Source organism: Desulfosporosinus sp. BICA1-9 (assembly GCF_000802135.1).
Map to the genome: position 1 here is coordinate 1 of NZ_JUEE01000221.1, position 13,238 is coordinate 13,238.

9 protein-coding genes and 2 pseudogenes are annotated in these 13,238 nt (G+C 41.8%); all 11 read right to left on the reverse strand.

Annotation, left to right across the window (positions count from 1 at the left end):
- Nucleotides 1–175 precede the first annotated feature (175 nt).
- On the reverse strand, nucleotides 176–1,744 hold the full coding sequence (locus tag JL57_RS27225; protein ID WP_034145038.1) for a BCCT family transporter: 1,569 nt from the start codon (nucleotides 1,742–1,744) through the stop codon (nucleotides 176–178).
- Between the two features lie 402 nt (nucleotides 1,745–2,146).
- The gene (locus JL57_RS27230; RefSeq protein ID WP_034145039.1) at nucleotides 2,147–2,944 is read right to left on the reverse strand and encodes a methyltetrahydrofolate cobalamin methyltransferase; all 798 of its coding nucleotides are present in this window, start codon (nucleotides 2,942–2,944) and stop codon (nucleotides 2,147–2,149) included.
- Nucleotides 2,945–2,967: 23 nt separating this feature from the next.
- Nucleotides 2,968–3,600, reverse strand: coding sequence for a B12-binding domain-containing protein (locus tag JL57_RS27235; RefSeq protein ID WP_034145040.1), 633 nt, complete (start codon nucleotides 3,598–3,600; stop codon nucleotides 2,968–2,970).
- Nucleotides 3,601–3,627: 27 nt separating this feature from the next.
- Complete coding sequence (locus tag JL57_RS27240) at nucleotides 3,628–5,067, reverse strand: trimethylamine--corrinoid methyltransferase (RefSeq protein ID WP_034145041.1); 1,440 nt, start codon at nucleotides 5,065–5,067, stop codon at nucleotides 3,628–3,630.
- A gap of 23 nt (nucleotides 5,068–5,090) precedes the next feature.
- Nucleotides 5,091–6,014 (reverse strand): trimethylamine methyltransferase family protein, encoded by a 924-nt coding sequence (locus JL57_RS35725; protein ID WP_366557119.1) that lies wholly within the window; start codon nucleotides 6,012–6,014, stop codon nucleotides 5,091–5,093.
- Nucleotides 5,990–6,541, reverse strand: a complete 552-nt coding sequence (locus JL57_RS35730; protein WP_291300649.1) for a trimethylamine methyltransferase family protein — start codon at nucleotides 6,539–6,541, stop codon at nucleotides 5,990–5,992. Before JL57_RS35730 ends, JL57_RS35725 begins: the two co-directional genes overlap by 25 nt.
- A 20-nt stretch (nucleotides 6,542–6,561) precedes the next feature.
- The gene (locus JL57_RS27250) at nucleotides 6,562–7,206 is read right to left on the reverse strand and encodes a corrinoid protein (protein ID WP_034145042.1); all 645 of its coding nucleotides are present in this window, start codon (nucleotides 7,204–7,206) and stop codon (nucleotides 6,562–6,564) included.
- Between the two features lie 81 nt (nucleotides 7,207–7,287).
- A pseudogene (locus tag JL57_RS27260) lies at nucleotides 7,288–8,778 on the reverse strand (trimethylamine methyltransferase family protein).
- 25 nt (nucleotides 8,779–8,803) lie between these two features.
- Nucleotides 8,804–9,454 carry a B12-binding domain-containing protein gene (locus JL57_RS27265; protein WP_034145044.1) on the reverse strand — a complete coding sequence of 217 codons (651 nt, stop codon included), beginning with the start codon at nucleotides 9,452–9,454 and terminating at the stop codon, nucleotides 8,804–8,806.
- Between the two features lie 33 nt (nucleotides 9,455–9,487).
- Nucleotides 9,488–10,879 (reverse strand): annotated as a pseudogene (gene mtbB, locus JL57_RS27275) ([dimethylamine--corrinoid protein] Co-methyltransferase).
- A 465-nt stretch (nucleotides 10,880–11,344) separates the two neighbouring features.
- Nucleotides 11,345–13,114, reverse strand: a complete 1,770-nt coding sequence (locus JL57_RS27280; protein ID WP_034145047.1) for a sigma-54-dependent Fis family transcriptional regulator — start codon at nucleotides 13,112–13,114, stop codon at nucleotides 11,345–11,347.
- Nucleotides 13,115–13,238: the final 124 nt, after the last annotated feature.

Sequence of the window (13,238 nt, forward strand, 5' to 3'; positions counted from 1 at the left end):
AATTTTACTTTATTCTGAATATTCTTGTCAAACACTTTTTTTATTGAAAGTCTTCCTTCTGGAAAATCTTTTAAACAGTAAAGGCGAAATGCTTACATGCATTTCGCCTTTCTGTTTAAAGGATTTTATCTAAATTTGTTTTCGCACCTTGATTATAGCAATAGATTCGTTATTACTATTTAGCCGATAGATTATTATTATTTTTATGAGATTGGATCGTTATTTCTTTCGGGCTACATTCTACACCATGATCTTCTCTAAGCATTTTCATAAAAGACAAGGTTAAGACAATTAGGACAAACACTAGGGGAACCGCCGCGACTACAGAGGATGTTTGTATTGCATTCATACCACCTAACGATAGAACCGCAACACCTATAGCCGCTAAAGCTAAAGCCCAGACAACTCTGTTCCAACGAGCCGGTTGTTCATCTTCTGCCAGTTCCTTGGTCGCCATAGTGGCACATACATAGGCCGAGGAATCAAGACAGGTGGCCAGGAAGACAAATTCTAAGAGCAGGAATAAAACTAAAACAACCTGAGGCATCGGCAATGTATTTATGACCGCTATAATGGCGGCTGGACCTCCGCTCTCTGACATGATCTTGCCGACTGACAGAATTTTGTCAAATTCCAGGTGCAAAGTATAACCACCTAAGACTCCAAAGACAGCCCAGCAACCTAAAGTTCCCCAAAACAACTCAGCCATGATAAGTTGCTTTAAAGTACGTCCCTTGGAAATCCTAGCGACGAATAAACCCATAAAAGGTGCCAGGGCAATCCACCACGCCCAATAAAATACTGTCCATGACTGAGGGAACCCACTCTTCACGATGGGATCGGTATAAAAGCTCATACGTAAAAAGTTATTTAACAACATTCCTACACTGTCAGTGAATACTGACAAGATAAAAAAGGTTGGTCCAGATATTAGAATTACTGCTAACAAAGCAAAAGCAAGATAAACATTAATATCACTTAAGATCTTAATTCCTTTATAAAGGCCTGTATAAACACTGAAACCAAAGATCAGTGTCCAGATCGCGAGTATTGCCATATTTAAGCCCATGGACTGTTCTATTCCAAACAAACTTGAAGCTGCTGCCGCCAATAAGGGAACCCCAAGGCCTAGGGAAGTACCAAAGCCACCAACGATACCAAACATTACTAAAATATCGATAACCTTCCCTATCCAGCCATCAACTTTATTTCCAAGGAGAGGACGACAGGCTGTACTAGCCCTCAGTTTAGTATCCTTACGGACGTAATAAGCATAGGCAATCGGCAAAGTGGGGATACAATACAGGGCCCAGGCACTAAACCCCCAGTGGAACATGCCATAGGTCAGTGCCCATTGGGCTGCTTCGGCAGCACCTTTTTCTATGCCAAACGGTGGTCCTTGTAGGTAGTAGATAGGCTCAGCCACGGACCAATAAATCAAACTGGAGCCAATCCCAGCACAAAATAACATCGCGATCCAGCTTAATGTGGAGAATTCTGGTTTATCGTCAGGTCCGCCTAGTTTGACGTTGCCATATCGACCGAAAGCTATCCAGATTAAGAAAGCAAACGCCATAAAAGTACCTATTTGGAAGAGCCAGTCCAGTTTATAAGTCGACCAAGCTAAAGCAGCATCGGCAACTTTTGAACCAGCCTCGCGATTTAAAACCAGGGCTAAAGAAAGACCGAAAATTACTATAAAAGCGGGCCAAAACACTTTGTGGTCGAGTTGTGGTTTTGCCATTAATTTCCCTCCCCAAACAAATTTTCAGGTTTAGCCAATTATTGATAGTAGTTGTACTTGTTAATTATACCTCACTTTCCTCTCATTGCTGAGATGTATTTCCGATGGTTACCCGTTAGCGAGGAGCGATTTTACATTTTGCTGACCCTCGTTAAAACCACCGGTATGATTAAGGGGGAAGCAGTACGTTAAGGCATGTACAACAGCTTGAACTAGACGATTTTGACTGCCTTTCCCCTTAAACATTGACCATTTGAGCAATTACACATCAATTCATAATTTTTAGATAATTATTGCTAGAAGACTTCTTTTCCCCATGATTATTTCCCCTAGTTAATGGGGAAACAATCATTAAAGCCGAAACGGCACAAGGGCATAAGATTTATCTTCTTGGAACGAACTTTATTCGTAAAGCTTATTGCGATGGGCATTTAGATAACCAGTACAATACGAATCATTTCCCAACAGAGTCTGTGAACCTTGAACAGCACCCATCATACTTTTATCAAGTGGGTTTAAAATATAACTATCCATTCCCATCGTCATCGTCTGAATCATAAAGAATTGATTAAGCATTTTTCGATTCGGAAGACCGAAGGAAACGTTACTTAAGCCACAAACCATGTGAACCTTTGGATATTTCTGCTTTATCAACTTTATGGTATCAAGGACTTCCTGCCCTGCTTTATCCCCCGTACTTACCGGTTTGACAAGGGGATCAAAGTAAATATCATCTTCAGAGACTCCTGCTTCTGTTAAATTTTGATAAAGGTTTTGGGCTACAGCCATCCTGTCCTCGGCCGTCTCGGGCATTCCGTTATCATCCATACAAAGAGCTACAACCTTCGTCTTATAGTTAAGAACTAAAGGAAGGATCTCAGCGTAACGTTCTTTTTCACCGGTAATAGAGTTTATCAGAGATTGGCCGTTACGAGCGAGCTTTAACCCGGCCTCAATTGCTTTAGGATTGGGGCTGTCTATGCATAAAGGCACTTGAACAACTTCCTGAACAGTATTGACTAACCATTCCATGGTCTCTACCTCATCAAAGATCATCGTGCCGCAATTAATATCAACATAATTCGCCCCGGCAGCAACTTGATCCGCAGCTATTTTTCTAATATAGTCGGCATCTCTTTTCTCAACTGCTTCGCCGATCAACTTTCTACTTGTATTGATTAACTCGCCGATTATTAACACTTTCATTCCTCCTCTAACTATTTTTACCCAACTAGTTGCAAACATAACTCCTTGGCTGCCATGGCATCTGCTCCATAACCATCCGCTCCAATATCGTCCGCGAAACTCTGGGAAACGGGTGCTCCACCGATAATCACCTTTATTCCGTCGCGTAAACCTTCTTCTATTAATAGTTCAATGGTAGTTTTCATATTTAGCATGGTTGTTGTCAAAAGAGCCGACAATCCGACGATTTGAGGTTTATGCTCTTTAACCGCTTGCACAAACATTTCAGGTGAAACATCTGTGCCAAGATTAATGACTTTAAATCCACCACTTTCCAGGATCATACAAACTAGACTCTTGCCAATGTCGTGAAGATCACCTTTAACAGTCCCAAAGACGATTGTCCCTGCAGTGGGCATATCTGATTCTGCGATGAGAGGCTTAATCAACTCCATTCCAGAGGCCATGGATTTTGCTGACATCATCACTTCCGGAACATACATATCCTCTGCCTTAAACCTGACGCCGACTATATTCATTCCGGCAATAAGACCCTCGTTGATAATGCGTAAGGGATCGACCTTGCTATCAATCATTTCTAAAGTGATTTCTTTAACTTTTTGGAAATTACCGTTAAGAACCGCATCCGCTAGTTCGTTAAAACTACTCACTTGGAAATCCCCCTCTTATATGCTTCTTTATTTCATATTGCTCGTCCGCTGCAAATAATCGTCTTGGGCTCTTTTCAAGATCTTATCAATTTCAGCATTGACCTCCACGCTGAGAGGTTCAACCCGGTGGGTTGCCAGTAATTCTTTAGCTCTTAATCTAGCACTTTCTTCGACCTTATCTTTATTTATGGACCATTTCTCATAGGTTTGCCGGTCGCTAAGGTTGGGTTTCCAAAGCTCACCAGCCCTAAGATGTTTTCTGGTATGCTTTTGTTCCAGAAAATTACTCTTGGATTGGATCACTTCAGCAATCACATTCACTGCCAGCTTGTCTTCAGAAACCTCAATTCCTCTGACCGTCCTCTGAATCACTGAAGATAGTTCATTATCAATCACCAACATGGCAAAACATGACGTGAGAGCGTTTTCCAGAGAACCAGCAGCTGCTATAATGTCCGTTCCGATCAGAGCGGGCATCAGGGCATTATACAAATGTTCATAACCACTCTGAGCATCGGCTATTTTAGAAGCACAAGAGTAACCCGTTGCAGTAGAAGGTATCCCGTAAAAACGGGCCAGTTGAACTGAAGCGGCAGCGGCTAGACCCATCTCCGGCATAGCCCATAGCCCGACACCAGAACGCATATCCATGAAGGTGACTCGAGGGGACATAATGACTGGGCTACCTGGTTTTAAAAGTTGACTGGCAACAACCCCTGCTAAGATCTCCGCATTATGTTGAGCTACCGTACCCACTAAGGTCATTGGCCCTGTCGAACCCATCATGGGACAAGGTATAACTCCTAAGGGTAACCCGGCTTCTACTATATCCAACATTGCTTCGGCAGGATCAAAGCCATACTCTAACGGGCTAATTGGAGATACCTCAATATAGGCAAGTGGCCTTTTTCTCAACATCTCTTCCCCGCCGGCGACTACCCTTAATAATTCAAGAATATATTTCATTTCATGAGAAGATTCTGCTGTGATTCGCACGGGTTTCGTAGTATTGCGCAACATCGTTGCCGTCTCTACCGAAACAATGATCTCCTGGGGAACATCCCTCGGGAAAATGGGCGAAATAATATTGATATACTCCAAAGCGTCCGTCAATCTGACGAAATCTTCAAGGTCCACAAGTTTTACGTCCCTTTTTTTACCGGTGTCAATATCAATCACTGAAGGAGTCCCCACACAGGTTTGGGAGTAGGCTTTTTTCGCTCCCATCTCCACTACATGGTCATTATTTCGTCCGTATAGTTTAAATTCGGAAGGCGCAGTTTTCAGTGCCTTGTCAAGGATATCCTGACTAAACACAATTCTTCCGTCTTTTTCCTGACAGCCATGCTCCAGCAGTAAATCCTTGAGTCTCTTTGACTTGGTATGAATGCCAATTGACTTCAAAATATCCATGCTTGCTTCATGAACCTGCTGGAGTTGATCATCTGAAAATAAGTCAAACTTCACTAGCCTTCACCCCCTCTTTGTCCTTAGCTTCCGATTTCCGTTTTGCGGGCTCGTTCCAGTACTAGTCCAAATTGAGCATTAATCTCAGAGCTGATTCTTAAACCTGGATGAGCCAAAATCAAAGCCTTGGCGATTTCGCGTGCTTTATCTTCGATCTTTTCTCCTTTGTCTGCCCACTTTTCATAGGTTTGCCTATCTCCGAGGGGTGGAAGCCATAGCTCACCGGCTCTAAGATGTTTCCGAGTATGTTTCTGTTCCAGAAAATTACTCTGAGTTCCGATGACTTCGGCTATAACCTTTACTGCCAACTTTTCCTCCGAGACTTCAACACCCTTAATCGTCCTTTGAATGACGGATGACAATTCGTTATCAATAACTAGCATTGCATAGCACGAAGTTAAGGCATTGTCTAGAGAACCAGCTGAGCCAATGATGTCACTTCCTACTAAAGCTTCCATTAAAGCATTATATAAATGTTCGTATCCGCTCTGAGCATCGGCAATTTTCGAAGCACCACAGAAACCGCCCGGTGCACAGGGAATATTATACAGCTTGGCGAGTTGATTCATTACCGCTCCTGCCAAACCCATTTCTGGCATAGCCCATAGACCCACTCCAGAACGCATATCCATGAAGGTTGCCCTGGAGGACATCGTCACCGGTGCTCCAGCTCTGATCAGTTGACTGGCAATAACCCCCGCTAGAATCTCGGCATTATGTTGAACAGCAATACCCGCTATCGTCATTGGGGCCGTTGAACCCATCATTGGACAAGGTTCAACGCCTAGCGGTAATCCTGCTTCAACAACGTCTATTAGGGCCTCGGCTGGGTCAAAGCCATAATCGAGTGGACTTAACGGAGATATAGGAATCATAGCGATTGGTTTCTCCGTTAAAGCATCTCTTCCCCCTGCTGCTAGTGCTAATAGTTCAATGATATAGGGCAGTTCACGTGCCCAATGATATAGGGCAGTTCACGTGCCGATTCTATACAAATACTTAAGGGCTTCGAAGTGTTGCGCAACAGGGTTGCCGTTTCATAAGTTAATATTATTTCTTGAGGGACATCTCTCGGGAAAATGGGAGAAATAATATTTACGAATTCCAACGAATCTGCCAACCTTGTATACTCTTCAAGATCTTTTACCGTAACATCCCGTTTTTCACCTGTTTCTAAATCCATCATCGACGGAGTACCGACACAAGTTTGACAATAAGCCTTCTTTTGTCCGATTTCCAAAACAGGTGAGTTATTTCTGCCATAGAGTTTGAATTCTTGGGGCACTGTTTTCAGAGCTTTGTCGATCACTTCCCGAGTAAAAAGAATTCGACCCTTTTCTTCTTTGCACCCGTTATCCAACAGTAACTTCTTAAAGCGTTCAGATGTTGTATGAATTCCTATTGTCTCAAGGACTTCCAAGCTCGCTTCATGAATTTGAGATACTTCCTCGTCCGCTAAAAGCTCGAACTTCATCCGTCTTTCCTCCAATCGCTTTAAGCCCTGCCTATAAGTTTTTTTGCAATTACGACTGAGCTTAAAGCATCTTCAGCATAACCGTCAGCCCCGATCTTTTCTGCCCAAGCTCCATTGATCGGAGCCCCACCAATCATCACTTTAACTTGGTCCCTTAAACCTTCTTCAATTAAAAGCTCGATAATCTCTTTTTGCCTGCCGATGGTTGTAGTTAGCAATGCTGAAATGCCTATGATATCAGGTTTAAGCTCCTTAGCCTTTTCAATAAACTTATTGGCTGGCACGTCGATTCCCAGGTCTATCACTTCAAAGCCTGAGGTTTTAAGCATCATCCCGACAATGTTTTTCCCAATCTCATGCAAGTCACCTTGAACCGTCCCCATTAATACCTTGCCATAAAACTCACGGGCCGTTCCCACGAGCAAAGGCTCAAGTTTTTTTACGCCCGCATCCATAGCTTTCGCACCTAAAAGAAGATCCGGCAAATAGTAATGTCCAGTACTAAAATGGTCTCCAACAATCGTAATACCTTTGGTCAATGCTTCATTAAGAATAATTAACGGCTCGATCCCTTGACTGATCGCTTCCTCGGTCAATTCAACCACCAGTTCTGGGTCCCCCTCGACCACTGCTTCGATGAGATTATCGAGTAGTTCATTTGCCATCCCTAACACCTCCTAAATCTGGGTCCAATTCTATTAACTTGATTAATTCCGTGTCCATTACTTAGTTCCCATTAGAGACGGTTATTTTACTATTCCATATTCTATTTCTGCATCTTCCACAATCTTGCGGAGCTTTTCTGCGACACCTGCTGGCAACGGGTCTGGTTTATGGTTTTCCAGGATAGAGATTGCTGCTTCATAGGCTCTTTCCGTGAAATCCTTGCCCCCCATGTCCAACCAAGTATCCCTCATTCTTCTGTCGATTAATTTTGTCTGAGAGTGAGCTGTCTTAAAATGACGGAACGTATGCTCATTGGTTACGAATTCACCGCCGGCTCCTACCTGCTTGATGACATCCACAGCCAAAGTCTCTTCGTTCACCGCAATCCCTGAGACAGATTTTTTTATCATTTTAGCCATTTCGTTGTCCATGACTAATTGCGCAAAATCGAAAGTAATGCCGAGTTCAAGCATACCCAAACCATAGATTAGGTTTGCTCCGCCTAGAGCAGCCAATAATCCTGTTATGGTTTTTTCGTGGGCGGCTTGAGCATCGGGTACTTTACTATCTGCCTATCCACCGGCAACCCAGCTCGGCAATAAGTAGTACTGAGCTAATTTGGCGACACCGGCATTAATCATTCCACATTCCGGTGATCCGACAGGGGCTGTCGTATATTTCAAGTCCATAATCGTTGTCGAGCTTCCATAAATTACCGAAGCCCCTTTAACCGTTAGCTGGCTTAAGACAATACCGCTCAAGACTTCAGCATTATGGGTCACCAGTGTCCCTGCCAGGGTGACAGGTGATGATGCGCCCGCCATTGCCATAGACAGAATATTGACAGCGATACCCGCTTTTGCAGCCTCGATAATTACTTCTGTACAATCCGTAACCAACTGCAAAGGACTAGTAGGACAAACGATCGTACTATAAATTGGTCGTTCTCTGAGCTTATCTATACCTCCAACAATAGCCGCCGCCATCTCTACTATTTTCTTAAAGTTTTTGCCATTACTGGCGCCAGAAAAGCAATGTTTAGAGGTATTCGTAAAGTAAGCTTCAGCTTCATGAAGTGACCCAACTAGGGCATTTTCATCTTGAGCTGCAACCGCTCTTTCATAAACATCGATTTCGCTCATTGCGTCACACACCAGCGCTGTATTTGCAACGTCTTGTTTGGTTGTTTGTCTGTACTCCTTTGTATATGGATCAATCACTCGAATGCCCTCACCGAAATTTGTAAATCCTACTCGGTTGGCCTCTAAAATCATGTCATTTTTAGGATTTCTACCTGCCAGGAAAATTGAACTTGGAGCAGAACGGATAGCGTCTTCCACCAAATACGCAGGAAACTTAACCATATGTGATGTGTGGTCAACTATTGCTCCTCCGCTGGCGAAGATCTCCCTTGCTTCTTGACTTTCAACCTTAATCCCTGTATTTTTCAGGACATCTAAAGTAGAACAGTGGATAGCATATAGTTCGTCTTCGGTAAACAGGTTAAGCCCTACTCCCTCTTGGCGACTTGCTCCCGCAAATAAGTTCCTTTTCAATCCACTCACCTCCACAAACTCCGTTAATTTTCTTGACCTATTAGGTTCTTTTCAAGAGCAAAAGTGCCTTGGTTACTGCTTCCGCTGCATCCTCAGCATAAGCGTCCGCACCAATGCGGTCGGCCCAACGTTGGGTAGCTGGGGCTCCACCGACCATTGTCTTAAATTGCTCACGCAAGCCGTTTTTACGAAGCTCGTCCTCAAGCTTTTTCTGACTCATTAACGTTGTGGTAAGTAAAGCGCTGGTACCAATAATGTCCGCTTTAACTTCAAGTGCTTTCTCGATTATTTTGACAACGGAAACATCTCGACCCATATCGTGTACTTGTATACCTTGAGTTTTTAGGAGAGATATGACAATCCCCTTGCCTATATCGTGTACATCCCCTTCAACCGTAGCTATAACAAATATTCCTTTATATTGGGCTACTCCACTCTGAACAATAGCCGCATCTAAAATTTTCACTGCCGCCTTCATGACTTCAGAAGACATAATTAATTGAGGAAGGAAAACTTCTCCTCTGCCAAAGAGTTCTCCCATTTCTCTTATCCCATAGCTAAATCCCGCACTAATAACTTCAACAGGATCATACCCTTCTGCAAGAGTACGCTCTGCCAATCCTACAGCTCTCGCTTGATCACACTGCAAGATGGTCTCCCTAGCCTCTAAAATAATATCTTCAATACTCAACTGCTAACCCTCCCCAATAATCTGATTAACTGATTATCTTAAGCCAGTCATTCGTTTAAAGTTTTCTACCGACCGAATTTCTATTCCCAATAATTTGGCGATGTTACATTTAGCTTGAATCCCGATTGAAGCCCCATCACGAGCTTGAACGTGACCGATATCCAGGTCTTCTCTGATCTCCTGCATGACGGCCTCGTCACATAGTTCGAAGGTCGAGATTCCTAGTTTACCAGCTACATATTCTTTTGCTTCTTTAATTTTCATGCCTTTAGCCATTTGCATACGTGCTACCAGATCTCCAGCAGTACGTATTCCGCCCATGCCTGCAGACGTCTCATGAGTTATTGCCATACCATAAGGATCCCCATGACCTATCTATAAACCGTCTGCCTTGCCAATCTCGACTAAGGCCTTATCCGCCCTCGAAACAGCATCGACTGCAGGAGTGTTAGAATTAGGAATAGCGCCTACTCCCATACCAACATTAACATGTACAGGTATGTTTGCTGCTTCCGTGCAAGCCTTGACAAAGGTAACGGTCCGCGCGAGATTCCAGGCAAATGTCTTGCTACTATTCGTATTGATGACTGCCCCGAAGATTGTGGCGCCAGCTTTTTCCGCCACTTTTACTTGTTGATGCGGGTAGAGTCCTGCTAAACGCTTTCCGTCAAAGTACAAATCTCCATGCATACCGAGAATAAACTCACCCGCCATTCCGAACTCAATGGCAATGTCGGGATATTTTTTCTTAAGAATTTCGACAGCTTTCAAAGAAGCTAGAACATCAGCATCTCCCGAGGCCCCTACTGTGTCAAAGTTAATTCCGTCTGCCCCAGCTTCATACATACGACTAGCCACATAAACCATATCCTTAATCGCATGTTCCACCGCTTCTTCTTGGGCTGCTTTTGCTTCAGAAATTTTAGCTAGTGGAAGCAGTTCAGACCAATTTTCAATGGGACCATCCGGCTTTGTATAGAGGCCAAGGTTTGGCATAGCTCCGTAAAAGATTGGTATAATGGTATTAAGTTGAACGTGTTCCATGGCCGCTGTCTCTTCGTGAATAATGGCTTTCAGTTGTTTGTAACTGTAATCAACATGAGCTAACTCCATACTATCGGAACAAAACGCCCTTTCATGGGTAAGGATTGCAGTAGATCGATCCATCGGAACGCCTGCCCGAACCGGTAGCTTTAACGTTCCTGCATCAAAGGTTACAACCACTTCGTCTCCTCGCTGTACACTCACGGTCTTGTCCGGCCTCGTGCAAATATCGAAAAGATGATCTAGCTCGCTTTGACTAAGCGCAGGGATTTTGCCACGATCAGCCGCATCATTAGTTCCCACTTCAAGATCGCGCCGCATCTCATCTGCACTTACTTTCGTCGGAGAACCATCACCATACCGTGTGAAAAATTCACTCATTCATGTTTCCTCCTTGTTGATTATTCATGATTTTGATAATAGAACGTTTGGTAAACTTATTTAGCAGAAACTAACATTTATAATGCGATGCAAAAGTTATGCCAATGGATAAATTGTCGGTTTTACCCGAACCACAACTCTTTTCATTTCTATTAACACAGTGTATTAATGAAATTTGGCATCATTCTATATGACAACGTTTTAAAATTCTGAATTTTTTAGCAAATAGACTATTTTATTAGCTGATGAATAATTTCATTGGCTAATAATGAAATTATTCATCCCCAAGCATCTTTCTCAAACAGGTTAGCCTTTAGCTTAGAAAATAAAAAAGGCCCGGTGTCAAAATCACCGAACCACTTCATTATCATCAATATTATCTGCTTATAAGTCTATAAACAGCATTTAGGCCAATAAAGTTATCTCCTAAAAGCTTATCTTATGGATGGCTATCATATAAACCCGCTAATTTAAACGATATTTTTTTAAAATTTTAACAACAGTTGACTGATTAATTTCCAATGCTTTAGCAGCTTTATACGTTGATTTATAAATATCATAAGCATTTTTTACTAATTGTTCTTCCAATTCTCTTTTAGCAAGTTTTAAGGGCATTATTTCCGTGCATGTAACCTTTTTATTATTCGTCTTTAATTCAAGAAAGTTCTGCATTGCTGCTAGTGTAATTACCTCCATATCACTTATAATTACTGCCCTTTCAAGTACATGTTCTAATTCCCTTACATTGCCTGGCCAACTGTAAGTATAAAGAGCCTGCATTACCTCTGGGGCAATAGTTTTATTCATTCCATATCTGCTATTAAATATCTCTAGAAAATACTTTACTAAGGCAGGAATATCTTCCTTACGCTCTCTCAGGGGCGGTATGTTAATTGGGACGACATTAAGTCTGTAAAATAAGTCTTTGCGAAAAAGGCCCTCATTGACCATATTTTGCAAGTTGCGGTTAGTTGCTGTAATGATCCTAGTATCTATTTTAATCTTGTTTGTACCACCGACCTTGCATATTTCCCTGTCTTGCAAAAACTCAAGTAATTTTACCTGGATCAAAAGTGGTAGTTCACCAATCTCGTCTAAAAATAATGTTCCATTATTCGCCAATTCTATTTTACCGATTTTACCGCCCTTAGTCGCGCCAGTAAAAGCCCCACTTTCATAGCCAAAAAGTTCAGATTCAATTAAGGTTTCAGGGATAACGCTACAATTAATCTTTATAAAAGGTTGATCACTTCTTAGACTTGCATAATGGATAGCTTTCGTGATAACTTCTTTTCCAACGCCAGACTCTCCTTGGATTAATACTGTTAAATCAATGGGAGCTATTTTATAAACTGTGTCCCTTACTTTGGCCATTTCTTTACTATTATATATTAAGTTAACATTGGAAAAGATCTCCTCACGCAAAGTGTTTATTTCTTGATTTTTCCTTTCAAGTTCCGTTTCCTTTTTTTCTAGTTCAGATTTTAATTTTGTGATTTCTTGGTAATCTTTAGAAGTACTAACAACTCTAGCAATTTCTCCTTCTTCATCAAAAATGGGAAAGGCAGTACTAATGACAGTCTTACCCGATTTCAAAAGCTGAATCATATTAATCTTTTTCTTTTGATGGAGGACATGCATGGTAATACTTGTGGAAAAAACCCCTTCCTTTTCTAACTCCTTGACATGTCTGCCAACTACATCACCAGCTATTACTCCAATTACTCTTTCTGCAGCTGGATTAAGACGTAAAACATAGCCAAATTGATCTGTGACGAATATCTCATCTTCAATATCTTCAAATATTTTTTTGTATTCTTGCATGGTTTGTTGAATATCAGGGGGACAGCCGCAATAATCCACTAACATTTTTTTTATTATGCCAATTCTATTAATGATTCCAATAGGATAAGATTCTTTATTTATTATTACGACAACATCAGTATTAAAATTAATCAGCTTAGCAACTGGGAAATCTTCTGTGACTACATTAAATGTTAAAGTGTACTCTAGCTCAGCTATTGTAGTTCTCTCATCTAATCCATTTGTCTCTTTAGCTACAAGAATTTCGCGCAAAAAACTATTCGCCGTTAATATACCTACAACACATTTATCGTTAAAAGTAATAACGAACTTTTTATTTTGTGTTGTAATACTATCAATAAGCGACCATAAATTATTTGAAGTTGGACTTACAATAAAATCTTGAGAAGCTAAATCAAGAAGCTTAAGCATAAATTTTCCTCCCACTAACTATAGCGGCTATACTTTTTAGCTTATAGCAAGAAAAGGCTCGGTGTAATATCACCGAACCTTTTTAAAATCTTCTAATCCAGACCCGAGCGAGGGAAGGATTTTT

Bases quoted from the DNA above. Each gene is read 5' to 3' on its own strand.
- JL57_RS27225 (WP_034145038.1), bottom strand. From the start codon at position 1,744: ATGGCAAAACCACAACTCGACCACAAAGTGTTTTGGCCCGCTTTTATA.
- JL57_RS35730 (WP_291300649.1), bottom strand. From the start codon at position 6,541: ATGAAGTTCGAGCTTTTAGCGGACGAGGAAGTATCTCAAATTCATGAA.
- JL57_RS27250 (WP_034145042.1), bottom strand. From the start codon at position 7,206: ATGGCAAATGAACTACTCGATAATCTCATCGAAGCAGTGGTCGAGGGG.
- JL57_RS27280 (WP_034145047.1), bottom strand. From the start codon at position 13,114: ATGCTTAAGCTTCTTGATTTAGCTTCTCAAGATTTTATTGTAAGTCCA.